At 55.3% G+C, this 21,569-nt stretch carries 25 protein-coding genes and 1 pseudogene; 21 read left to right on the forward strand and 5 right to left on the reverse strand.

Features of this window, described 5'->3' with window-relative positions; genetic code table 11:
* Position 1: 1 nt before the first annotated feature.
* The 8 genes from CLM72_RS06470 (at position 2) to CLM72_RS06505 (ending at position 8,208) form a co-directional block, all read left to right on the forward strand.
* Positions 2 to 3,910, forward strand: coding sequence for a phage tail protein (locus CLM72_RS06470; RefSeq protein ID WP_105225953.1), 3,909 nt, complete (start codon positions 2 to 4; stop codon positions 3,908 to 3,910).
* Between the two features lie 334 nt (positions 3,911 to 4,244).
* Positions 4,245 to 4,886, forward strand: coding sequence for a hypothetical protein (locus CLM72_RS28690; protein ID WP_146120453.1), 642 nt, complete (start codon positions 4,245 to 4,247; stop codon positions 4,884 to 4,886).
* 86 nt (positions 4,887 to 4,972) lie between these two features.
* Positions 4,973 to 5,746, forward strand: a complete 774-nt coding sequence (locus CLM72_RS06480; RefSeq protein WP_105225955.1) for a phage tail protein — start codon at positions 4,973 to 4,975, stop codon at positions 5,744 to 5,746.
* Positions 5,746 to 6,036: a hypothetical protein gene (locus tag CLM72_RS06485; RefSeq protein WP_105225956.1), complete on the forward strand. Its 291-nt coding sequence runs from the start codon at positions 5,746 to 5,748 to the stop codon at positions 6,034 to 6,036. Before CLM72_RS06480 ends, CLM72_RS06485 begins: the two co-directional genes overlap by 1 nt.
* Entirely contained in the window at positions 6,033 to 6,284 is a 252-nt protein-coding gene (locus CLM72_RS06490; protein ID WP_105225957.1) for a hypothetical protein, read from the forward strand. Before CLM72_RS06485 ends, CLM72_RS06490 begins: the two co-directional genes overlap by 4 nt.
* Positions 6,285 to 6,397: 113 nt before the next feature.
* The gene (locus CLM72_RS06495; RefSeq protein WP_105225958.1) at positions 6,398 to 6,943 is read left to right on the forward strand and encodes an NUMOD4 domain-containing protein; all 546 of its coding nucleotides are present in this window, start codon (positions 6,398 to 6,400) and stop codon (positions 6,941 to 6,943) included.
* Complete coding sequence (locus CLM72_RS06500; protein WP_105225959.1) at positions 6,943 to 7,368, forward strand: cell wall hydrolase; 426 nt, start codon at positions 6,943 to 6,945, stop codon at positions 7,366 to 7,368. The genes CLM72_RS06495 and CLM72_RS06500 overlap by 1 nt, the downstream gene beginning before the upstream one ends.
* Positions 7,369 to 7,440: 72 nt before the next feature.
* The gene (locus tag CLM72_RS06505) at positions 7,441 to 8,208 is read left to right on the forward strand and encodes a DNA adenine methylase (protein ID WP_105225960.1); all 768 of its coding nucleotides are present in this window, start codon (positions 7,441 to 7,443) and stop codon (positions 8,206 to 8,208) included.
* Positions 8,209 to 8,228: 20 nt separating this feature from the next.
* Here the strand turns inward: CLM72_RS06505 and CLM72_RS06510 are convergent, their stop codons facing one another.
* The gene (locus tag CLM72_RS06510; protein ID WP_105225961.1) at positions 8,229 to 8,465 is read right to left on the reverse strand and encodes a hypothetical protein; all 237 of its coding nucleotides are present in this window, start codon (positions 8,463 to 8,465) and stop codon (positions 8,229 to 8,231) included.
* 397 nt (positions 8,466 to 8,862) lie between these two features.
* Here CLM72_RS06510 and CLM72_RS06515 point away from each other — a divergent pair, with 397 nt between their 5' ends.
* Positions 8,863 to 10,074 carry a PIN-like domain-containing protein gene (locus tag CLM72_RS06515; RefSeq protein WP_105225962.1) on the forward strand — a complete coding sequence of 404 codons (1,212 nt, stop codon included), beginning with the start codon at positions 8,863 to 8,865 and terminating at the stop codon, positions 10,072 to 10,074.
* 35 nt (positions 10,075 to 10,109) lie between these two features.
* Here CLM72_RS06515 and CLM72_RS06520 read toward each other — a convergent pair whose 3' ends face one another.
* Positions 10,110 to 11,324, reverse strand: coding sequence for a site-specific integrase (locus CLM72_RS06520; protein WP_105225963.1), 1,215 nt, complete (start codon positions 11,322 to 11,324; stop codon positions 10,110 to 10,112).
* 291 nt (positions 11,325 to 11,615) lie between these two features.
* Between CLM72_RS06520 and CLM72_RS06530 the strand changes: the two genes are divergently transcribed.
* Positions 11,616 to 12,155: a hypothetical protein gene (locus CLM72_RS06530; RefSeq protein ID WP_146120461.1), complete on the forward strand. Its 540-nt coding sequence runs from the start codon at positions 11,616 to 11,618 to the stop codon at positions 12,153 to 12,155.
* A 312-nt stretch (positions 12,156 to 12,467) separates the two neighbouring features.
* Here the strand turns inward: CLM72_RS06530 and CLM72_RS06540 are convergent, their stop codons facing one another.
* The gene (locus CLM72_RS06540; protein WP_032893303.1) at positions 12,468 to 12,749 is read right to left on the reverse strand and encodes a DUF3077 domain-containing protein; all 282 of its coding nucleotides are present in this window, start codon (positions 12,747 to 12,749) and stop codon (positions 12,468 to 12,470) included.
* Between the two features lie 362 nt (positions 12,750 to 13,111).
* Here CLM72_RS06540 and CLM72_RS06545 point away from each other — a divergent pair.
* Positions 13,112 to 13,524: pseudogene (locus CLM72_RS06545) on the forward strand (cell wall hydrolase).
* Between the two features lie 134 nt (positions 13,525 to 13,658).
* On the opposite strand, the gene CLM72_RS06555 reads toward CLM72_RS06545, so the two are convergent.
* Both CLM72_RS06555 and CLM72_RS28695 read right to left on the reverse strand, forming a co-directional pair.
* Positions 13,659 to 14,153, reverse strand: a complete 495-nt coding sequence (locus tag CLM72_RS06555) for a type II toxin-antitoxin system death-on-curing family toxin (protein WP_105225965.1) — start codon at positions 14,151 to 14,153, stop codon at positions 13,659 to 13,661.
* Positions 14,154 to 14,165: 12 nt separating this feature from the next.
* A complete protein-coding gene (locus CLM72_RS28695; protein ID WP_146120462.1) occupies positions 14,166 to 14,426 on the reverse strand; it encodes a hypothetical protein in 261 nt (86 codons plus the stop codon).
* 889 nt (positions 14,427 to 15,315) lie between these two features.
* On the opposite strand from CLM72_RS28695, the gene CLM72_RS06565 reads away from it, so the two are divergent.
* The 10 genes from CLM72_RS06565 (at position 15,316) to CLM72_RS06610 (ending at position 21,558) form a co-directional block, all read left to right on the forward strand.
* The gene (locus CLM72_RS06565; protein WP_105225966.1) at positions 15,316 to 16,050 is read left to right on the forward strand and encodes an XRE family transcriptional regulator; all 735 of its coding nucleotides are present in this window, start codon (positions 15,316 to 15,318) and stop codon (positions 16,048 to 16,050) included.
* Between the two features lie 592 nt (positions 16,051 to 16,642).
* Entirely contained in the window at positions 16,643 to 16,981 is a 339-nt protein-coding gene (locus tag CLM72_RS06570; RefSeq protein WP_005785384.1) for a phage holin family protein, read from the forward strand.
* A gap of 23 nt (positions 16,982 to 17,004) precedes the next feature.
* Complete coding sequence (locus tag CLM72_RS06575) at positions 17,005 to 17,520, forward strand: hypothetical protein (protein WP_105225967.1); 516 nt, start codon at positions 17,005 to 17,007, stop codon at positions 17,518 to 17,520.
* Between the two features lie 3 nt (positions 17,521 to 17,523).
* A complete protein-coding gene (locus CLM72_RS06580; RefSeq protein WP_105225968.1) occupies positions 17,524 to 18,135 on the forward strand; it encodes a phage baseplate assembly protein V in 612 nt (203 codons plus the stop codon).
* Positions 18,136 to 18,144: 9 nt separating this feature from the next.
* Positions 18,145 to 18,477 carry a phage baseplate protein gene (locus CLM72_RS06585; protein WP_105225969.1) on the forward strand — a complete coding sequence of 111 codons (333 nt, stop codon included), beginning with the start codon at positions 18,145 to 18,147 and terminating at the stop codon, positions 18,475 to 18,477.
* A complete protein-coding gene (locus CLM72_RS06590) occupies positions 18,474 to 19,469 on the forward strand; it encodes a baseplate J/gp47 family protein (RefSeq protein WP_105225970.1) in 996 nt (331 codons plus the stop codon). Before CLM72_RS06585 ends, CLM72_RS06590 begins: the two co-directional genes overlap by 4 nt.
* The gene (locus tag CLM72_RS06595) at positions 19,466 to 20,104 is read left to right on the forward strand and encodes a phage tail protein I (RefSeq protein ID WP_057976043.1); all 639 of its coding nucleotides are present in this window, start codon (positions 19,466 to 19,468) and stop codon (positions 20,102 to 20,104) included. The genes CLM72_RS06590 and CLM72_RS06595 overlap by 4 nt, the downstream gene beginning before the upstream one ends.
* The gene (locus CLM72_RS06600) at positions 20,101 to 20,634 is read left to right on the forward strand and encodes a hypothetical protein (protein ID WP_105225971.1); all 534 of its coding nucleotides are present in this window, start codon (positions 20,101 to 20,103) and stop codon (positions 20,632 to 20,634) included. Before CLM72_RS06595 ends, CLM72_RS06600 begins: the two co-directional genes overlap by 4 nt.
* A 48-nt stretch (positions 20,635 to 20,682) precedes the next feature.
* Complete coding sequence (locus tag CLM72_RS06605; RefSeq protein ID WP_105225972.1) at positions 20,683 to 21,300, forward strand: hypothetical protein; 618 nt, start codon at positions 20,683 to 20,685, stop codon at positions 21,298 to 21,300.
* Positions 21,301 to 21,558 (forward strand): phage tail assembly chaperone, encoded by a 258-nt coding sequence (locus CLM72_RS06610; protein WP_256595303.1) that lies wholly within the window; start codon positions 21,301 to 21,303, stop codon positions 21,556 to 21,558.
* The last annotated feature ends 11 nt before the right edge of the window (positions 21,559 to 21,569 follow it).

Below are 21,569 nucleotides of genomic sequence, written 5' to 3' on the forward strand. Positions count from 1 at the left end.
CATGTCCAAAATCGCAACAGCGCCTGCTGCAAAGCATCGGCGCCGGCCTACTGCTGCCCGCGTTTTGGGCGCCAAGGGCGGCGAGCAGAAGCCATACACGCCCTATAAAGCACCCGACACCGCGCTTTCTGTCGCGACCGTGAAACTGCTCTATGCCTTGAGTGAGGGGCCAATTGTTGGCCTGGTCGATGATAGACGGTCGGTAAAACTCAACGGCACGCCGCTGGTCTCGCCTGACGGTAGCGAGAACTTTCCCGGTACCGTTTGGGATTTCCGCCCGGGCACTGTGGACCAAGAACACATCCCAGGCTTTCCGGCCATTGAGAACGAGGCGTCCCAGGGGCTGCCGGTTGAGTTGAAGTCGGATAACGCCTGGACGCGCGCGATCACTGATCAGCAGTTGTCGGCTGTGCGCATCCGGTTGTCCTGGCCGCAAATTTGGCAGGTCAAGACGAATGGCGATCAGATCGGCTACCGCATCGACTACGCCATTGATCTCTCTGTAGATGGTGGAAGCTATCAAACGGTCTTGTCGGCGACCCTGGACGACAAAGGGACAACTGAATACGAGCGCACCCATCGAATCGATCTACCTGAAGGCTTTACCAGTGCATTGGTGCGCGTGCGTCGGCTCACTCCTAACCGCAACGACTCCAACTTTGCAGATCTGATGCGTATCAAGGGGCTGACGGAGGTAATCGACAAGAAGCTGCGCTATCCGAACCTGGCGCTGGGCGGGCTGCAGTTCGATGCGAAGCAGTTCCAGGACACGCCGAAGGCCAGCTTCCTGATGCGCGGCCGCATTGTGCAGGTGCCGACCAACTACAACCCGGAGACTCGAACCTATACAGGTGACTGGAACGGCACTTTTAAGCTTGCCTACACCAACAATCCTGTCTGGGTATGGCGCGACCTGTTGTTGCATCGTCGCTACGGCCTGGGCCGTCGCATCACCGCCGACATGGTGGACCATTGGACGCTGTACGAGATCGGCCGCTATTGCGATGTGATGGTTCCAGACGGGAAGGGCGGCATGCAGCCGCGTATGACCACCAACGTTTACATTCAGGATTCGGTTGAGGGCTACGCACTCCTTTCGGACCTGGCCAGTGTGTTCCGTGGGAGCAGTTGCTGGAACGGTTCCCAGGTCACCATGGTGGCGGATATTCCAGGCAACGAGGACGGCTACGTCTTCACCCGCTCGAACATCATCGGTGAATTTGAGTACGTCTCCGCAGCGCTCCCTGATCGCCATACACGGGCGAAGGTTGCCTGGGACAATCCTGAAAACGAGTTCAAGACGCAGCCGGCCCCCGTTACCAACGAAGAGTTGATTGGTGAGCTCGGGCACCGGATGCTGGATATCTCGCGTTTCGGCTGTACCGTGGAGGGAGAAGCAATCCGCCACGGTATCTGGGCGCTCAAGTCTGAGCAGTATGAGGAGTGGTCGGTAAGCTTCACCACCGGCATGGAGGGCCGCAACGTCGAGCCTGGCCAGATTATCTGCGTGGCTGATGAGTTGTTCTCGGGGCTCGCAAATGGTGGGCGTATCAGCGCCGCGACCAGACGTGTGATCACGCTCGATATCGATGCCGAGGTGCACGAAGAGGATCGGCTAATCCTCAACCTACCCAGCGGCAAGACCGAAGGGCGCATCGTGAAGTCCGTCTCTGGCCGCTTGGTCACCGTCATGGCCGACTATTCGGAGCTCCCAGAGGCTGAATGCAGTTGGTCCGTGGAGAGCGCTGACCTGGCCGTGATGCGCTTTCGTGTGCAGACCATCGAACCGCAAGGACTCCACCAGTTCAAAATAGCTGCCACTCAACATGAACCCCTGAAGTACCAGGCGATCGACACGGGTGCACGGATTGACCCGCAGCCAACGAGCATCATCCCGCCCGGGGTAATGTCTCCGCCGGAGAACATCGGCATCGAGGCGCGCAGCGTCGTGTCGCAGGGCATTGCTGTCACCAGTATGCGTATTACGTGGGATTCGGTGCCGGGGGCTATTGCGTACAACGTGGAGTGGCGCAAGGACAGCGGTAACTGGATCCGCTTGCCGCGCACTGGGAATCTCGGCGCGGACGTTGAGGGCATTTACAGCGGCCGCTACGTTGCGCGTGTCAGTTCGGTCAACGCCATGGACGTGGCCTCTATCTGGGGCACCAGCACTGAGGTGGTACTGACCGGCAAGACTGGCCTACCGCCTGCGGTGTCGTTCCTGACCACCACCAGCCTGATTTATGGCATCGGCATCCAGTGGGGATTCCCACCAGGTGCGGAGGACACCCAACGGACGGAACTCTGGTACAGCGAGTCGCCCGACTTGACGACGGCAGTCAGGCTGAGCGACTTCAGCTACCCGCAGGCCTCGCACGAAATGCACAGCCTGTTGGCGGGGGCGAATCTGTTCTTCTGGGCGCGCCTGGTTGACCGGACCGGCAACGTCGGCCCGTTCTGGCCTGTACCTGGTGCAGTCAATGGCCAGGCAAGCACGAAGCAGAGCGACTATGAGGCGTACTACGCCGAGAAGATCGGCAAGGGCGCCCTGTACCAGAGCCTGCGCGAAGAGATAGAGCTCATCACTGGCGACGGCCCTGGCTCAGTAAATGAGCGCCTCGAGGAAGCCAAGCAGGAACTGGAGGATCTGATCAAGCAGGTAAGCGATGCCCTCGCTTACGACCCGGCAAAGCCCTATCTGAAGGGCGACATCGTGCGGCTTGATCAGCGACTCTACCAAGCGAAAGGCCCTGTGCCTGTGGGCGCAACGCCTCCCGACGTCACGTATTGGATCGACATCGGCACCATTCTTGAAACGACTGATGCACTGGTATCCCAGGTCCAGATCATCGAAACCAAGATCGAGGAAATCGACGGAAAGGTGTTGGCCACCGCCACCTCAGTTGAGGCGTTGCGGTCTGCTGCTCGTGGTGATGACGGCGCCGGCGATCTGGCCGACGCAATCAAGGGATGGACATCAACAGCAGATCTCGCCGTCGAGCGCAAAACGCGAGCAAGCGACAATTATGCGATGGCCCAGCAACTGCTCACCCTGGGCGCACAGGTAGGCGACAACAAGTCGTCGCTGACTGTTCTGGAGCAGGTGGTTGCCACCAACCGCGAAACGTCCGCAGCGCAGATCACCCAGCTCAAGAGCGATCTGTCTGCTGTTGAGCAAAAGGCGATCGGCAATGCTCAGGCGATCACCAGCCTGGATACCAAGGTCACCAACTTGGATGGAAAGATCACGTCTCAGGCATCGAGCAATGAGGCGCTTCGGGCTTCTGTTCGTGGTGACGACGGCTCAGGTGACCTGGCTGGAGCGATCAAGGCATGGGAAAGCACGGCGAGCTTCAGCCAAGAGAAGAGGGTGACAGCGACGGCATTCGAGGCGCAGGCGAAAACCACTGAGACGTTGCAGTCGAGCATCGGCCAAACCAATGCCTCGGTTCAGCAGGTGAACGAAACAGTGGTGAACCTCGACGGCAAGGTGTCCGCACAAGTCACCTTAAAGGCCCAGACAATCGTGGACGGCCGCAAGGTCACCACGGGCTTTGCGTTCGGGTCCAATGGTGAGCAGTCAGAGTTCCTAATCATGGCCCAGCGGATGGCCGTGGTGAACGAGATCGACGGCAAGGTTGTTCCAATGTTTGTCATCGAGAACGGTCAAGCGGTTTTCAACACGGCGATCATAAGCAAGGCGTTTGTTCAGGAAATCATACTGGGCATGGTGCTGCGCTCACCTACTGTCGACTCCAAAGGCCGGCCGCTTCTCGAAATCAACATCCCGGCAGGTACGTTCACCGTTCGCAGTCCTGGCGCGGGCGGCTCTTCCGTTCTTAACAACGATGGTCTTGCAGTGTTCGACTTGAATGAGGTTCTCAGGCTTATGGCGGGGAGACTTTCCTAATGAATTTTGGAATGAGGATTTGGGGCGCTACTGGCAACCTACAGCTAGATGAGAATTCATTCACTGTAAGGGTTGTCTATTCGGCGTTGGTAACATCGTCTGTTGGTTCCGTTGCGAGAAATATATATATCCCTATACCCGAAGTTGCTATTGCGACTCATGTAGGGGTATGCCTTCCAAACGAGCCGTGGAGATTTTCTCAAGATCCTAGGAATTCACAGTTTGACGTGCAGGTAATGAATGGCGGAGTTACTGTGTGGTTTGCAAATAGAAACATGCCTGAAGGTAAGAAGGGGTTTTCAACGCAAAGACTTTTAGTATTTAGGTACAGATAATGTCATATGGATTAATGTTTAAAAATAATTCAGGCGTTGTTGTCTTAGACTCTGAATATTCTAGGTTGGTTATACTGTTTTCCGCTAGGTATGATCCTATAGGTGCCGTATTTCCAACTCCGATTACTTCCCAAGAGCCTCCTTTGGTTTTTGCAAGGCCAGACTCCACTGCATCTTTTCAGGGGGTTCAGTTATTGGGGGCTCCCGGCAACTGGACCGGCTGGAGAAATGAATGGCCTGGAAATGTTTCGGGGACATACTTCCTAGCCGCATACGAGGCCAAGCCCGTAGAAAGTTACGGGCTGAGGTTGTGGGATTCAAATTCAAAGCTGTTATTTGATAACGGCGCTCCATGCGCACAGTTTACGTCTGTGATTACACAATGGAGTTTTCAGGGGGCAGTAAATACATCTCCAGGTAGGTGGTTTTTCACTTGGACATCCACGGCTCCGATTAGCGATGGTAGTTATATACTGATAAATAATATTGCGATGGATATGCCCGCAAGGGATAGCTACTCATGGTTGAGTTGTGGGTGGAATCGTGAAAGTAATAGCGTTTCAATTGGGCTTCAGAATATAGGCGATTTCAATGGTAGCAGTTTCTTCTTTTCGCTGTTATTTGCGAAGCCCATGAATTAAATGAGTGGGCCTGTGTCGATGGCGAGCCTAAATGGCTCATAAATATATCTGCATCCTTAATCGGGTTTTACGTCTGGAGTGTAACTATGGCTTCTTGGTTTTCAGAAGGAACCGTCACCGTCACCAATGGGAATGCGGTTGTGGCTGGCGTGGGTACAAAATTTTCTAACTGTCGATCTGGCGACATGTTCGTCGGGCCGGATAACGGCATCTATCAAGTGATTAACCCTTCCAGCGATACTTCCGTATCGATTTCGCCGGCGTACCGTGGCGCCACTTCGGCAGACGCGGCGTACGGCATCGTTCCAGTGAACGGTTATCCCAAAGCACTGGCTGATGCCGTGAATGAAATGGTTCTGCAGTGGGGGGCAACTCTCGCCGGCCTGGGGGATGTATCAACTGAAAACGTTGTTCCGGTGACTAAGGGCGGCACTGGAGGCATAACTCAGGCCGCAGCAAGGAATGGTCTCGGCCTGGGATCTGCGTCGGTTGCTGCCATAGTAGGTACGGTATCGCAGACGGGAGGCGTGCCTACAGGCGCTGTGATAGAGCGTGGCTCCAATGCGTCCGGCAGTTACACCAAGTTTGCTGACGGCACGATGATCTGTCGCGCAACGCTTACCTTCACCCAGGCACTGACTTTTGCTCAAGACGGCTTCTTTATTGGGGCAACGCCCGTATTCGGTTTCCCTGTTGCTTTCATCTCGGCGCCTGAGTTCACGATCAACGCCCGCGCAATGACCGTGGCTTCCCAGCCGAACGCAGTTACCGCAACTACCTATCAGGGGCTGTTCATGTCACTGACCTCAAGATCCATTACGGCGGAATTCGTCATGACAGCGCAAGGCAGGTGGTTCTGATGATTATCAAATTGATTCCTCAGCGTCGAGACGATGAGCTGGTTGTCAGTAAGCGAGGCGATGTTCTGACGATTAACGGTGAGAGCTTCGACTTCCGCGAGCTGCCGGAAGGTGCGGCGCTGCCGTCGTCTGCTGTTGACTGCGGCTTTTTGCTGGGAGAGATCACGCGCTTGAATGGCGATCTGATCATCACGCTACTGTTGCCGTGCGGTGCAGACGCGACTGATTCGGCGAATTTTCCTTCCGATATCGTCAATCCACCCGACGGCAATGTGAGCCTCCCCAAATGAATATCGACTTCAGCAAGATGAAAACATCAGCTCAACTGGAGGTTGAGAAGGACAAGGCGTTGATGGGTATCGCCCTGGCGTCTCGCCGTGCAGCTTATCTGTCCGAGTCCGACCCTTTGCGGCTGGAGGCCGACTATGACGCCTTAAGCCATGGACGTGAGCCCGACTACACCGCATGGCTTGCGTCAGTGGCAGCTATCAAGGCGCGCTTCCCTCTGCCAGTGAGCGCTGAAGACTTGGACGTCTGACGCCACCTGAACACCGCCACCCGCCATGAGCGGGTTTTTTATTGCCTGGAGAAAAGTATGACCACTACTGAAAAAGACCGGGACATCCTGGCACGCACGCTGTGGGGTGGGCGATGAGGGAGATTCCTGTACCCGTCGGGGTCAGCCTCGACGCCATTGAGTGGCGCCTCTGTCACGCATCTGGCGATTACGAGGTGAGCGAATACGGCCATGTGCGTCGGCGCACACCAGGCCGGCGCACCTTTCCGGGCAAGATCCTATCGTTCTGCTGGCATCACGCTGGATACCCCAGGTTCAAGCTCACGATCAATGGCAAGCACGCGCACTTCGAGGCTCACCGGCTGGTAGCTATGGCGTTTCTAGAGTCGCCCTCGATTGGTAGAAGCGAGGTGGCGCACTGCGATGGAGATCCCGCAAACACTCACTACACGAACTTATGCTGGAAGACTCACGCCGAAAACGAGAGCGACAAGATCGGTCACGGCACGGTCCCAGTGGGCGCAAAGAATGGCGGCGCAAAACTTAACGACGACTTAGTGCTTGAGATCAGGGCGCGCCGGACTGCGGGAGCAAGCTTGACCGCCATCGGCCGTGAGTTCGGGGTCGCCTTCCAAACCATTTCAAAAATCGTCAATCGAAAATCCTGGAGCCATATCTAATGAACGCGACCGAAAGAGACCGCGATATTTTGGCGCGAACGTTGTACGGCGAAGCCCGCGGTGAGGGTTTGGACGGCCAGATCGCCGTGGCCTGGACCATCCGCAACCGTGTGTTCGACGGCAAAGCCAAATCATGGTGGGGAGAAGGTTACGCCGGTGTGTGTCTGAAGCCCTGGCAGTTCAGTTGCTGGAACCAGAACGACCCGAACTACGCCTACCTGAGCGGCGCAAAGCAGATCCCGGCCGCCCAGTTCGCCCAGGCGCAGCGTGCAGCTGACCAGGTGATGTCGGGTGCAGTGTCAGATCCAACGGGTGGCGCCACGCACTACTACGCAACCACTATGCCCAAGGCCCCGGCCTGGGCGGAGAAGGCCAAGCAGACGCTGCGCCTTGGTCACCATGTCTTCTTCAAGGATGTGCCGTGATGACGCCCGATCTACATCTGCGACAAAAAAAATTAGCATGACCTAAAACCTACTTTGCAAAGGATTGCAAAAATGACAAACCCAATCGTCCCATGGATGGGCGGCAAACGCCGTCTTTCTAAGCGTCTGCTGGCGCTGTTTCCTGATCATGAGTGCTATGTCGAAGTGTTCGCCGGCGGCGCGGCTCTGTACTTCAAGCGAGAGGAGCCCGCAAAGGTCGAGGTTTTGAATGACCTCAATGGGGACTTGGTGAACCTCTATCGTGTCGTCCAGCACCACCTCGAGGAGTTCGTGCGCCAGTTCAAGTGGGCGCTCAGCTCCCGGCAGATATTTGAATGGCAAAAGATGACGGCCCCAGAGACGCTGACAGATATTCAGAGAGCCGCACGGTTCTTCTATCTCCAGCATCACGCCTTCGGCGCCAAAGCCACAGGGCAGACATTCGGCACCGCAACCACAGGCCGGCCTATCAACTTGCTGCGGATCGAGGAAAACCTATCGCAAGCCTGGCAGCGCCTTTCCGGCACCTATGTCGAGAATCTGCCATGGTTGAAGTGCGCCGAGAAATACGACCGGCCCCACACCTTCCACTACATGGACCCGCCCTACTGGAAGACGGCAGGTTACGGCGCTGAGTTCGGCTTCGACGAATACGAGCGAATGGCCGACTTCATGCGGACTTGCCAAGGCAAGGTGATGGTCAGCATCAACGATCATCCAGACATCCGACGGGTGTTTGAAGGGTTCCGTCTGGAGGCGATGGACATTCGCTACAGCACTGCCAACCCCAGGAAGGGGCCGGCCGCTGTGACTGGCGAATTGGCAATCATGAACTGGTAAACCCGGGCGGGAGGCAAAACTCACCGCGCAGGATTTGATTCTGTTGCATCGTCGAAAATGAGGAATAATGCCTCTATCGTGGCCGGCGTCAAAGCGCGTGCTGCTTCAAGCCCTTCAACGAATCCGGCAGCACGCTCTCCCGCCAGCATACGAGACGGATTGTCAGCCGCCCTGGCGATACGTTCGAGGTGGGACGCCGCCCGGCTCTGAATCGGCGTTGGGAGGTTCATCTGCGCAAGTTTATGAGTGTCATTCATAGTCGTTCGGCCTGTCTAAAACTACCTCAACCTAGCACGCATTCATTGGGTGTAAAGGGCGCTAAATGAAAGTTGAGTTTTAGACGCCCATCCACTGAAACCCGCGTGATACGTGGCCTTAGACCATCTCCAGCCCATACTGCTGCATCATCGGGGTGTGGGAGGACAGATCTGAAATTGCTTTATTCATCAGTTGGTTAGGTGCTATCTGTAAAATGGCTGGGGCAAAAATGGGGCTTTTGCAAGGCGCTCAAGCTCGCATTGGTTGCTGAGCAAATTTGTAGGTTGAGGGTAACATGGCCAGTGGTTTTCTGTTTAGCCCGGCCATAGGCTAGGATGGGCGAATTCTTACGTGGCACGCTCGCTAGGCATTCCGATGTAATTGATGGAGCAATTCATGAAGACGTTGTTTCCAAACCATTTTGCAAATGAACCAGAAAAAATCACAAAGCTATGGTCTGAATGTATTTTTGTTTTTGATACGAATGTTTTAACAGGGTTGTATAAGTATTCGGATGAAACAAGAGATGCCCTTTATAGAGTGATTGAGTCTTTAGAGGATAGTCTTTGGATTCCGTATCAGGTTATGTTTGAATACTTGGATAATCGTGCAAAAATTGTTCATGATCAATCTAAGTTGTATGACTCTGCTATATCGAAGCTTGAAGACTTGAAGTCTGAAATAGATATTCCAAATCGAGCGCCATTTGTTTCGAAAGAAATTTATGAGAGTTTTTGTCAGTCGACGGAGCTTGTGCTCGCTGATTTGCGAGTTCGTCGTGATCTACATGTTGGTAGGATTACTGATGATGATGTCAAACGTCGACTTTCTGAATTGCTCGACGGTAAGGTTGGTCCCCCATACACAGCTTCTGAGTTGGCTGCACTGGCGATAGAAGGTGAGGTGAGGTACTCGCAAAAAATACCTCCTGGATTTGAGGATCGAGATAAGCACAAAGGTTCCCAGCTATTAAGAGAGATCAATAAACGTTATGGTGATTTGATTTTCTGGAAGCAAGTCTTGGATAAAGCTAAGGACGCATCCTCATCTGTTATTTTGGTAACGGGGGAGAGAAAAGAGGACTGGTGGTCAGTCTGTGGTGGTAAGACTATTGGGCCTTTGCCTGAGTTGATGGAAGAGTTTTCATTGGTTACGGGTAAGGATTTTTATATTTACTCGACTCACAGTTTTCTTAAATTTGCTAATGACTATCGCCATCAAAATACATCGCCCGCGGCTGTAGATGAAGTTCGAGATGCTTTCGTAAACGAAGGGGAGCTTGCTGCAAGGGAGGCTGCGCAAGAAACATCATTGTTGGGTGATATCACTGAGAATGGCGATATCGAACTCCCATCGACGCGGCGCTATGATATTAAATATTATCAGCGTATAGAAGAATCTATTGAAGTCACGATTCAACAGCTTGATTCGATGATCTTGAATGTCCGGGAGAAGGTGGCGGAGGCGGAGGTGGTTTCATCTCCTGCCGTGGTAGAAGTACAGAAGGGGCATTTGGCGAATTTAAATTCCAGGCGGAAAACCTTGCGTATGAAGCAGCGCTATTGTTCCCGAAAAATATCTCAGATGCTGAATGACTCATTGATTTAGCAGTGCAGGGCGATGATCTCACCCTGAGTGTTTTTTCAACTGTTATGTCGAGACTTTATATTTTGCCAGATGTTGTTAAGTTCTGCCGGTGACTCGTCGTCCATCCACTTGGCATAGACTTCTACCAGCATTGAGAAGTCTTTGTGGCCCATCTGTTTTGCAATGAACGCAAGGTTTCCACGAGCGGTCAGGCACCAGCAGGCGTAAGTGTGTCGGGTTTGATATGGCCTGCGCGTACGGATACCCGAGCGTTTCTGGATAGCTGCCCATTTTGTGTTCCAAGCGGTGGGGACATACCAGAAGTTGATTATTTTCTTGCGTGCCTGGGTTGCCGGAGAGAGCAGTGGTGTGACGTTATCCTTCCGGCTTTCGTGCCTGTTTTGGAAAATTTCAATAGCCCTCTTGGGGTGACCTTTAACCAGTGATATTAGAACCCGGCAGGCTTCGACTGCAGGGGGCATTAAAAGCACTGAGCGCGGCTTCCCTGTCTTAGGGACCTTGAACGTCCCGTTGGCGGTTATGGCACGGGTGATGTTGATCTGCTCTGCGTCCAAGTCGATGTCTTCAACTGCCAGCGCGCATAGCTCACCTGGTCGAAGCCCGGTATACACGGCCAACGTAATCGCAGCAGAGTCCTGAGGGTGAAGGCATCCCTTATCGACCAGCAACTGAAACTCATCACGAGTAAGCGGATCCGGCTCTTGGTCTTGCATTGCGAACCGATTGCACGCTTCTGATAATCCCTTGCGGCAGTATCCATTGGTCTCGCACCAGCCCAGGAAACCGGCGAACGTTGCCAGGTAATGATTGACGGTCGACGGCGCTCGATCTGCAATCAGCAACGTCCTCAGCAACTGAATGTCTTCGGGCAACAAAACTCCGGCGAAACGATCAATTCCAACCAAGGCAGTGCAGATGTCCAAGGCATAGCCGTACTTCTCCTCGGTCATCGGCGTGATGTCGACAGCCTTCAACGGCTTGTACCGCTCCAGCAATGCCCCAAGCCTTTCGTCCTTGGCACTGCTGTAATTGGTCGCGTGCTTTGAGTTAGGAAAGTGCCGGCCATACTCAAAGTGACCGGTTTTGATCTCATGAAGTATTGCCGCCCTTAAGAGGGCGGCGTGTTTGATGTTGGCTTTGGTGATCGGAAGGCCGAGGGATTCGCGGCAGCGTATACGCCGCCACATGAACACGACGCGCAAATTGCCGCCGTGTATCTCAATCCCCTTGTGCTTTGCCAGCTCGGCCACTTGTCATACTCCGTCATGTTGATTGCTATGCGGCCGTCTGGTGTCCTACGCCAGATGCGGCCTTGGGCCCAGGTGCCGTTTTTTACTTTGTGGCGGATAGCGTCTTCGCTGTAGCCGTTGAGTTCTGAGGCGCGGTTGATCATTACCCAGCTTGCAAAACTCATATTTTTCCAATCCACAATCTGCTGTCGTGCGACATTGAGTGAACTGACGGTGGGTATTGATCAAGGCCAATCCCACGTCGGTGAGCAGAGGCGCAACGCTTAAAACAAGGAAAAAGGGGGCTGATCGGTGCACACGTTTCAAGTGAAAAGTATCAACGACATGTTGTTAAAGCTCGACTGGGAGATAAGTCAGCTGCAGCGCAGTTACATCTCCAATGCGGTGGATAGCCTTTCCACGTCGAGTTATTTTGCAATCAACGGCGCCCTCACGGCGTTCCACATTTGTGAATGGATCTGGCACAGCGGAAATGAGTCCCAGCGTGCGATTTGGGGAAAAGGTCAGAAGGTAGGGGAACCTACCAAGACAAACTTCCAGTTGAATCTGAGAGATGCTTGTCCAAACCTCACGGTATGTCGTGAGATCGCGAACTCCTTCAAACATTACGCCCCAGATCGTCATACCGATGACGCGGTCAAGCCTGCCTCCGTTTGGTTTACTTCTTTTCCGGCAAGGGCAGGGATTGCGCGAGCTGGGGACGCGTTGAACTCTCCGGCTGCAGTAGTGATGATTTCCAATGGCGTGGATACGTTGCCTGTTGCTCACGTCCTCAGCGTCGTCCATGGATACCTGGAGGACTTCTGTGAGAAACATGGGCTTCTTGGCTAAATTAATGGTTAGGGCGAGAGCCTTTTTACCTTCTTCGGCAGGATGCGCGAGCGGGCGTTTCTGGCGGCTCGCGTTACATCATTGAGCGCTGCTTTTCTTGGGGTATAACTGCCTCGGCAGTGGCGCTTGGAGGAGTAATGATACCTGCTGCTGCGCAGCAGAGACTGTTCGTTTCTAGTATGTCGCTCCCATTCGCAGTACGGAGTAACGCGGACAGGGCGCCCGTGTTGTTCTGTCGGTTCTCGGCCAGGTAAAAACACAAAAAGAGGAGGCGCATTTATTCAAATGCGCCGCGCCCCTCTTCCGAGCTACTTACTGAATGTTGCCGGGCGAATCCAACACCTTCACCACATCATCAACTACCGCCTTGACCATCTCCTGCAAGTAATGCGACGCCCAGGCATAACGGTCCGTCTCCTTGGTCATCGCCGCATCTTCTGCGAGCAGTTTGGCGACATGGAGAAGATCGGAGGCGTGGTGCAAGGCTTCTTGCAGGGAAACACCGCTGTTGACGCGGAATAGAGGTTGGTCGGAGTGAAAGGAGAAGGGGGTGACGCCGAGGGTGGTTAACGCAGGCGGATTTGTAGCGGTCATCGGTAAAACTCCCATATCAAGTGAGAGCTACCACGTTCGTTATCAGGCGAATGGGGTGGCAGCTGTGCGCAGGCTGATAAACCGGAGATACAGGAACCCGGCAGACCCGAAGGTCTCCCACGCACAGCCGCCATTGCACGAAATGAGGGGCGAAAAAAAACGCCTGCAAATCGGGTTTGGTGGCGCTTGTTGCGCCTGCATCTTGACGGGTTATCAGGCCCGGTCGCTGAATTGGCAGCGACGAATGGAAGGGTAGCGTGGTGATAGGGAGGGTGCAACTGGGAAAGTTGTGTCCTGGAAATAAATGCGTCCGCTTTTTTCTACGTCCGCTTTTTTCCAAGAGTATCAGGGCACCTGATAACGTGAACGCAACCGGGAAAGACCGGGACATCCTGGCGCGCACGTTGTACGGCGATGGCTTTGAAGACCAGATTGCCTTGGCCTCGACCATTCGCAAGCGTGTGTTCGACGGCCAGGCCGTATCTTGGTGAGGGAGGGATATGCTGGCGTGTGCCTGAAGCCGTTGCAGTTCAACTGCTGGAACCAGAACGACCCGAACTACGCGTACCTGAGCGGTGCCAAGCAGATCCCGGCCGCGCAGTTCGCCTAGGTCCAGTGCGCGGCTGACCAGATGATGTCGGGTGCGGTGCCGGATCCTACCGGCGGCGCTACGCACTACTACGCGACCACGATGCCGAAGGCCCCGGCCTGGGCGTCGAAGGCAAAGCAAACGCTGCGCCTCGGTCACCATGTCTTCTTCAAGGATGTGCCGTGATGACGCCCGTACAATCCTGGTCACACTTTGCTGGCGATGGTGATCAGCGCCGCGTGCACTTGGCAGGTTCAGGAATGGCTTATAGGCATGAGGCTTGTCGAGCAGGCCGGCAGGACGCCGTAGGGATTGGGGGGTTAGCAGGCTGATTTGACTATCAAATGCCCAAACATTTCCATGTATTCATTCGGGCCATCAAGGTCGGCAGCATCAAAATCACGTGACCAATGAGCGAGCCAGTTTTCAAGATCTTCAGCGCTGTACTCGTGAGTTGCAACACCAACCATAATGTCGACGAATTCGTCGCTGGGCGCGGTCAGCTCGTAACCATTCAGCAGGAGAAAAATATACCCAGCAGCCGCCGCAGTTCGCTTATTGGCGTTTGCAAAGCAGTGGTTTTTGATGAGGCTTTCCATAAGAACCGCGGCAAGACAGAACATGTCGTTTGTCTGCGTGTAGTACCTATGAGTCGCAGGTCTTGCCTGGGAGGAGTGGAGCAGCTCTTCGCTGAGGACACCCAACGGTTCGGTTGGGGTTTGCGCTAAAATTAGGCGTTTGTTGATCCATATAAGAGCACCTGGAGTGAGATAGCGAATTCCCTCCAGATGCTCGCTTAGCGCAGACGTATCCATTGTCGACACAAATTAGACCTTTGCCAGAGCCTCAAACGCCTTTTCATAACGCTGGAAAGCTGTGCAGAAGGCTTTTTCGATTTGAGCCTGGTATACGCCTTCAGCCGAACGTGGTTCCGCCACGCGCGATTTGTCGCGCTGAGGGATGTAGATGCGGTCGGTTTTTTTCAGTGCGTGTCCCACGGTTTTCTCCTCGTCCCGGCGGTGCCGGGGAATGCCATAACTGGTCCAGAAATGGTCTTCATGCTCCGTAAAACGTAATTTACGGTCCACTTAAAGTGGATGGCGATTCTTCATATGTCAACGCATGAAGTCAATGAAAAATAACTATCGGAAAGCCCGTTCGTCATTTGGTTACTATTCACACAGTGTGTATCGACCGAAATTTCTGTATCTAAATGCTCTGTTGAGACCATTCATAAAATCAGACAGCAATCTGGCTAAGCAGTTCGTAAAATTGACCAGCCGATCAGGATGCGACCGATAATCTCAGGAGAATTCTGTCTAAACTGTTGAAAGTGATGGGGCAAAGGGGGCGCTTGGCCCAGCATTTTTTGCGATGGCGGCAAGGTTAACACGCGAAGTGGCGCGTTCGCAGGTTGCAAACGGCTAGGTAAAATGCAAATTGACCCAATAAAAAGCCCGGCACAGGGCCTGACTTCGAAAGGTGGTGCAATCAAGCTCTTTTCGCTTCTGCCTTCATGATCACGAGATTCTGCTGCTTGGTCGCTTCAGTCAGAACCTCACTGTAGACGCGCTTTTTCTGATCAGATTTTGCGTCACGGATGAAGTCGGCAAAGGAGCTTTTTGCGCCTTTGGACAAGCCCAGCTTGATCGATATTATCAACGCGCTCCTGATGGCGGCCCGAGCTTAACCGCTAGATCGGCCGGTGCATGCTGCTCGGGAATATGGTAGTCAATCTTGTCGACACCTGCCGTCCAGAGTTGTCGATATGCTTGATGGGCAAATCCACGTGAACGTCGTCCCTGATAAGCGGCAAACACGTTGCGAAGCTCATCGGGGTCAATCCGTAGGGGGTAGAAATTATCACGCGATTACAGCCCCGTTACTGGCCAAAACTTCACTTAATACATCCATTTTATGTATAGATATGCAAATTAGCATTTGCCAACCCCAAAAACTCCCGTCACTATCCGCGTTATGCAAAAACGCAACGTTTCTATTGTCTTAAGAGAACTGCTGGATCGCGACCGGATCTCCCCCACGGAGCTTCACCGGCGCACTGGCGTGCCTCAATCCACATTGTCCCGGATCCTCAGCGGCAAGATCGTTGATCCGTCGGATAAACACATCTCCCGTATCGCCGAGTATTTCCGCGTGAGTACTGATTACCTGCGCGGGCGCGCAGCAGTGGGCGTTTTGCGCGATGACGGGCGCGACCCGATGCATTCGGAACTCAAGGACATAAGCCTGTGGGACGACGACACCCCCGTTAATGACGACGAGGTGTCGATCCCCTTTCTGCGCGAGGTTGAATTGGCTGCTGGATCAGGAAGATTCGTCATCGAGGAAAGCGAGAAGGCCAGCCTGCGGTTCGGCAAGCGCAGCCTGCGGCATAACGGTGTGCAGTTCGACCAGGCCAAGTGCGTGACGGTGCGCGGCAACAGTATGTTGCCGGTATTGCGCGACGGCGCCACGGTCGGTGTGAATGCTGGCAAGAGCGGCATCGGCGACATCGTCGATGGCGACCTGTATGCAATCAATCACAACGGCCAGTTGCGGGTTAAACAGCTCTACCGCCTGCCTTCCGGGATTCGCCTGCGCAGCTTCAACCGTGATGAACACCCCGATGAGGACTACAGCTTCCAAGATATCCAGGATGAGCAGATCAGCATCCTCGGTCATGTTTTCTGGTGGGGCATGTACGCCCGCTAACCTCCACGCGTAAGAAGAAACCCGCCCATGAGCGGGTTTTTTTTCGCTTGCAGAAAACCGCCAAACCCCAAGCCCGCAAGGCTTCTAATGCACACGTGCATTTCCGCAGTAAAAATAAATGCATTTGTGCATTGACTGTATATGCATACATGCATATTCTTCACCTCAAGCCAGCCAACAAGGCCTGGTGGAGGCGGCAAGGATGCTGCCAAGGAAGACAAGGAAGGCACGCAACATCGGCAAGGACGCCATCGAAGCGATGGCAGGGATGCCAGGCAACACCGGCAAGGATGCCGACGCTCTTTAGTTTTAACGCTTCAAAAAACAGGCAGCGATGAACCGGCCTTAACGGTTCAGAGGGTTGGCAACTGACCCGGGTGTGCAGCGTAAAGCACCAGAAGCAGTTATCCGGCAGACAGGGATCGTGGTCGGAAAAAACATTGAGGAAAGGACCGTACCGCGCCAGTAGCGCCGAAAGTCCGAGGACAGCATTACTGAAAAGCCCGGGCAACCGGGCTTTTTGGAATGCCCACCTATCGAAGCATCTGTAAATGAAATATGGATTATTAATTGCTCAGCCAGGAGGCGTGACATGACAAATGAACAGCAAGCGTTAGCGGAAATGCCTATCTGGCTGGTCATCGTACTGGCAGTGATCGGCGGCGTATCCGGCGAGATGTGGCGGGCCGACAAGGAGGGCGCCCGCGGTTGGTCGTTGATCCGTCGCCTGGCCCTGCGTTCCGGGGCGTGCATGGTGTGCGGGGTTTCGGCCCTGATGCTGTGCTACGCAGCGGGGATGTCGATCTGGACCGCCGGCGCCATTGGTTGCCTGACCGCCATGGCCGGTGCCGACGTGGCTATCGGCCTTTATGAGCGGTGGGCGGCCAAGCGCATCGGGATCAACCAAGGCTCCCGCCAGGACCCGCAGTAATTGTTGCAAGGACGCTACTTAAAATGACGCTTATCGAAAAGCCATCCCAACTGCCTCAGGCCGTGGCCGCTGCGCTGCATGCAGCCTTCCCGGACCTCAAGGTCGGCAGTCATCAGGACTTCCAGGGCGACGCCGAAAAAACCGGTGTGCAGGTCACGGTCGAAGGCAACGGCCCGGGTATTCGCTCTCGCGAAGGGCGCAAGGCCCACGTGCTGAGCATTTCACTCAGGGCCATGGTCGCTCCCGGCGCATTGGCGTTCGATGCCTGTGACCTGGCCAGCCAACTCATGGACCTGGTGTTGGATAACCGTTGGAACCTGCCCACGACACAATGCGATTTGCCCGCCAATATCGTCGCCGCTCCGGCTGTGCGTAGCACCCTTGATGCGGACTACGACACTTGGACGGTTTCCTTCACTCAGACCCTCTATCTAGGGCCGTCGTTACTTGAAGATCCTCCAGGCCAGCCGCTGTTTGCCTGCACCTGGGACGTCTCCAACATCGACGACCCGGCCCAATACAAACCACTGGCGGAGTAGCTTATGTTCGACGCGCTGTTACGCATGCAATTGGGACCGATCGTCGAACGCCTGGCCGAGATGGAGTCCCAGCTCGAAGACCTCTACCGCCGCGCCGAGAGCTTTTGTCGGATCGGCATTTGCCAGCAGGTCGACGCGGCCAGCAACACCTGCAAGGTCAGCCACGGTGACTTGCTCACCCCGGCGATCCGTTTTTTCAACCCCAGTGCCGGGGCCCAAACTGAAACCCGTATCCCCACGGTGGGTGAACAATGCCTGCTGCTCAACTACGGCGGGGGAGAAGGCGGTGTGCAATCCGTGGCTTTGTTTGGCCTCAACAGTGATCGTTTTCCGCCAGTCTCCAGCGTTGCGACGTTGACCCGGCGCCGCCATCAAGACGGCACCCAAAGCGACTACGACGACGCCAGCCACACCTTCAGCTGGGCCAATGGCCCGACCACCTTCAGCGGTTCCCGCGAACAAGTTGACGTCAAAGTCGGCGCCGCCAGCCTGACCCTCAACGCCCAGGGCATCACCCTGCAAATCGGCGGTACCAGCCTGTTGCTGGATGCCGGCGGCACGCACTTCAGCGGCCCGGTGGTGGACCATCAAGGACGCGTCATCAGCCCCCGATAAGGACATCCCATGATCGGAATCGATAGGAGCACCGGGGCAGCCGTCGATGACTGGCTGCAATTTGTGCAGCGCGCCACCCGGGCGCTGACCACGCCTGTGGGCACTCGTCAAAAACGCCCGCTGTACGGCTCGCTGATCCCGCAGTTACTCGGCCAGAACCTGGGCGACGACTTGCTGATCCTCGCCCAAAGCCACGCCGCCCAAGCGTTCTACAACATCCATAACGGCATTGGCGACTTTGACCCTCAGGTCATCGTCGCTACCCGCCAGGGCGCCGGCCTGCTGCTTCGGTTTGCCGGCACCTGGAAAAACCGCCAACAATCCTTCGAGGTCGTGACATGAGCATGTTGATCCCCGGCCAGAACCAACTGGCGGAACCGGCCATCATTAAGGTGGATGAGTTCGAACCGTTGCTGGCCGAATTCAAAGCGTTTGTCATCGACTATGTCGCCACCCGCGCGCCGCAAAGCGCAGCCAAACTCCAGGTCAGCCTCGATAACGAGAGCGAACTGCTGACCCTGGCCCTGGAGGCTTTTTGCGTGCGTCTGCAAACCCACGAACGCAAATACAACGCCCGCATCAAGCAGATGCTGGCGTGGTGGGCAACCGGCAGTAACCTGGATGCACGCCTGGCCGATATGGGCTTGGAACGCCAAATGCTCGACCCTGGCGACCCGGCCGCGTTCCCGCCGGTGCCGCCAACCCTGGAAAGCGACGACGACGCTCGCCTGCGTTACTACTTGGCCCCCCACGCGCCGGCAGCGGGATCACGCATGCAGTATCGCCGCGAAGTGTTCACCCTCGGCGAGCGCCCGGCGGTGAAAGTACAGAGCGCGACGCCGGGTGTCGTGACGGTCACCTACACCTTCGACCCGGACGGCTATGCGGCCCAGATCAAGGACGGCAATGCTCGACGCACCGCACCGGGGGAAGTCATGGTCACCGTGCTTTCCAGGGAGGGTGACGGCACGCCATCTGCCGACTTGCTTGACGGTGTACGTCGACATTTCGCACGGCCGGATGTACGGCCCGAAACCGATCTTGTCAGCGTCCAGGGCGCACAGATTCAGCCCTACAAAATTCGCGTGGTGGCCAAGATCAACGCCGGCCCGGACTCGGGCCTGACCCAAGTGGCTGCGCAGAAACTGCTGCAAGATTACGCAGAGTCCTGCCACCGCCTGGAAGGGCGGGTGGACCCCAGCTGGATCGACTACGCCATCCACAGCGCCGGCGCTGCGCAACTGCACATCCTCGAACCGCTGGCGCCGATTGTCAGCACCGCGTTCCAGGCCCCGCATTGCACGGGCGTCGAGGTGGAGGTGCGCACGCTATGAGTGAACCCAAAGCGAGTTTGCTGCCCGCCAACAGCTCACCGCTGGAAAAGGCGTTGGACCTGGGCTTCGGCACATTGCTTGAGCGCGTCACCCCGCCGTTTCCGGCACTGATGAACCCGCTGCACACCCCCAGCGAATTCCTGCCTTACCTGGCCGCAGACCGTGGCGTCAGCGAGTGGGATGCCGAGGCCAGCGAGGCGGAAAAACGCCTGACCGTGGCCTTGTCCTGGCAGATCCAGCGCCAGGCCGGCACACCCAAGGCGCTGAGTCATGCGGTGGAGTCATTGGGCTTCACGCCCAATATCAGCGCCTGGTACCAGCAACGTCCGCTGGGCGTGCCTTACACCTTCGACGTGCAGGCGATCATCGGGCGCAGTTGGTCCAGCGGCGATCACAACCGGCTGATCCGGCGTATCAACGCAGCGAAAAGTGAACGCGATCAGGCGACGATCACCATCGTGCATGAAACCGAAGGCCAGCTCGCGCTCACGCAAGTGCTCGACGCGCCTTTAAGCGACGGCGAGTTCTACCTGAACGGCGCGTTGCCGGACTTGGCGCTGGTTGCCCGGCTAAACAGTGCCGGGGTTGCCCAGCACTACACCATTAACGATTACGACCTCAGGGCGCAGCCATGACAGATGAAATCACGCGCCTGGTGCGCTTCACCTCCAAAGGTTTGGATGAAGTGCTGCAGGCAAAGAACCAGGGCCTCAAAGGCGAAATCACCCACATCGGCGCCGGCACCGGCCGCTACAACCCCGACGGCACGGAAGTGGCCTTGCGTGACGAGCGCCAACGGGTGGCCATCGTCGATTACGAAGACCTGGGCGAGCGCCAACTCAGGATGGCCGCGCTGTTCGATGGCGACGGTGAGTATGAGATTGGCGAGTTCGGTTTTTACCTCGCCAGCGGCACCTTGCTGGCGGTGTATTCCGTGGCGGGGACGTTGCTGACGTATAAAGCGGCGGCGGCGCGGGTGTTGCAGAAGTTCACGCTGGATGTTTCGCCGTTGCCGGCGGATAGCGTGATGATTGTGGTGGGGGAGCACAACCTTAATTTGTTGTTTACAGAAGAGTTGGCGGCTGTTGCTGCTGCTAATGTGAATAATATGGGGCGGCATTTAGGTATGCTGTTTCGGGTGGTGGAGCTGGAGCGAAAAGTTTAGTTGGGACTGCTTTGCGTTGTTCCTTAGTATTTAATTCAGAGGTTGATTATGGGAATTGAGCAGAAAATTGGTGACTTGGTCACTGCCGCAGATAATCTGACAACTGCGGTTAACGGTAAGATTTCTCAGATAGACGACCGTATGGACGTTGCACGGGCGGAGTTTGATGATTTTCGCAGCAAAAAAGATATGGTTGGGCTGGTCGGGGCCGCAGGTTCCGTTCAGCTAAACGTCTTCCAAGGCGGCGTATGGGGTACTGGTGGTCCTCAGAATACCGGGGCGTCAGGTGGTTTCCCCATCATTGATCTAGGCACGTCGGCTGACGTGTACATGCACTTTAAGTTGCCGGTTAATATCAATACTCATACTCAGATGTTCTGGTTTAATATTCGTGGTTATAGCTACGGAAGTGCAAGCATCGTGGACGAGACAATTGTGGGTTATTGCTACTCACCTCAGCGCGCTGTATTGAACAAGTCTGTATTCGGAAATATGTCTCCGGGAATTTACACGGACGCGAGTGGTAATGTGATTATGCGTCTGAAATTTCCAAGTATTTATGTGACTACCATCCGTATTGATACTATGCAAGTCGGTATCGGCGGTTTGTTTGCCGTTGGGACCATTAGTTCGAAGCTATCGCTTACTGATAAGGTGGAATTTTAAGTGAATGAACTAGTTAAGTCGGAATTTGAGTATAAACCTAACCCCGAGTCTATTGCTCTTGCCGAATGGGCCTCTATACGCACTCGTCGTCAACAGCTATTGGCTTCCACAGAGGCAATGCAGTCCTTAGACAGCTCACTGACTGACCTGCAACGTAGTGAGCTTGCGCTTTATCGACAGGCAGTACGCGACGTCCCACAAGACTCGGGCGATCCCTACAAAGTCGAATGGCCAGAGTTGCCTGATTTCCTGAAATAACCCACCGCGAA

Source organism: Pseudomonas sp. MYb193, from assembly GCF_002966775.1.
Lineage (GTDB): Bacteria > Pseudomonadota > Gammaproteobacteria > Pseudomonadales > Pseudomonadaceae > Aquipseudomonas > Aquipseudomonas paracarnis.

Excerpts from the sequence above, each read along its gene's own strand:
- CLM72_RS06495 (WP_105225958.1), top strand. The coding sequence starts at position 6,398 with ATGAGGGAGATTCCTGTACCCGTCGGGGTCAGCCTCGACGCCATTGAG.
- CLM72_RS06515 (WP_105225962.1), top strand. The coding sequence starts at position 8,863 with ATGAAGACGTTGTTTCCAAACCATTTTGCAAATGAACCAGAAAAAATC.
- CLM72_RS06540 (WP_032893303.1), bottom strand. The coding sequence starts at position 12,749 with ATGACCGCTACAAATCCGCCTGCGTTAACCACCCTCGGCGTCACCCCC.
- CLM72_RS06585 (WP_105225969.1), top strand. The coding sequence starts at position 18,145 with ATGATCGGAATCGATAGGAGCACCGGGGCAGCCGTCGATGACTGGCTG.
- CLM72_RS06480 (WP_105225955.1), top strand. The coding sequence starts at position 4,973 with ATGGCTTCTTGGTTTTCAGAAGGAACCGTCACCGTCACCAATGGGAAT.
- CLM72_RS06500 (WP_105225959.1), top strand. The coding sequence starts at position 6,943 with ATGAACGCGACCGAAAGAGACCGCGATATTTTGGCGCGAACGTTGTAC.
- CLM72_RS06565 (WP_105225966.1), top strand. The coding sequence starts at position 15,316 with ATGCAAAAACGCAACGTTTCTATTGTCTTAAGAGAACTGCTGGATCGC.
- CLM72_RS06485 (WP_105225956.1), top strand. The coding sequence starts at position 5,746 with ATGATTATCAAATTGATTCCTCAGCGTCGAGACGATGAGCTGGTTGTC.
- CLM72_RS06595 (WP_057976043.1), top strand. The coding sequence starts at position 19,466 with ATGAGTGAACCCAAAGCGAGTTTGCTGCCCGCCAACAGCTCACCGCTG.
- CLM72_RS06575 (WP_105225967.1), top strand. The coding sequence starts at position 17,005 with ATGACGCTTATCGAAAAGCCATCCCAACTGCCTCAGGCCGTGGCCGCT.
- CLM72_RS28690 (WP_146120453.1), top strand. The coding sequence starts at position 4,245 with ATGTCATATGGATTAATGTTTAAAAATAATTCAGGCGTTGTTGTCTTA.
- CLM72_RS06605 (WP_105225972.1), top strand. The coding sequence starts at position 20,683 with ATGGGAATTGAGCAGAAAATTGGTGACTTGGTCACTGCCGCAGATAAT.
- CLM72_RS06600 (WP_105225971.1), top strand. The coding sequence starts at position 20,101 with ATGACAGATGAAATCACGCGCCTGGTGCGCTTCACCTCCAAAGGTTTG.
- CLM72_RS06490 (WP_105225957.1), top strand. The coding sequence starts at position 6,033 with ATGAATATCGACTTCAGCAAGATGAAAACATCAGCTCAACTGGAGGTT.
- CLM72_RS06505 (WP_105225960.1), top strand. The coding sequence starts at position 7,441 with ATGACAAACCCAATCGTCCCATGGATGGGCGGCAAACGCCGTCTTTCT.
- CLM72_RS06570 (WP_005785384.1), top strand. The coding sequence starts at position 16,643 with ATGACAAATGAACAGCAAGCGTTAGCGGAAATGCCTATCTGGCTGGTC.
- CLM72_RS06470 (WP_105225953.1), top strand. The coding sequence starts at position 2 with ATGTCCAAAATCGCAACAGCGCCTGCTGCAAAGCATCGGCGCCGGCCT.
- CLM72_RS06580 (WP_105225968.1), top strand. The coding sequence starts at position 17,524 with ATGTTCGACGCGCTGTTACGCATGCAATTGGGACCGATCGTCGAACGC.
- CLM72_RS06510 (WP_105225961.1), bottom strand. The coding sequence starts at position 8,465 with ATGAATGACACTCATAAACTTGCGCAGATGAACCTCCCAACGCCGATT.
- CLM72_RS06590 (WP_105225970.1), top strand. The coding sequence starts at position 18,474 with ATGAGCATGTTGATCCCCGGCCAGAACCAACTGGCGGAACCGGCCATC.
- CLM72_RS06555 (WP_105225965.1), bottom strand. The coding sequence starts at position 14,153 with ATGGATACGTCTGCGCTAAGCGAGCATCTGGAGGGAATTCGCTATCTC.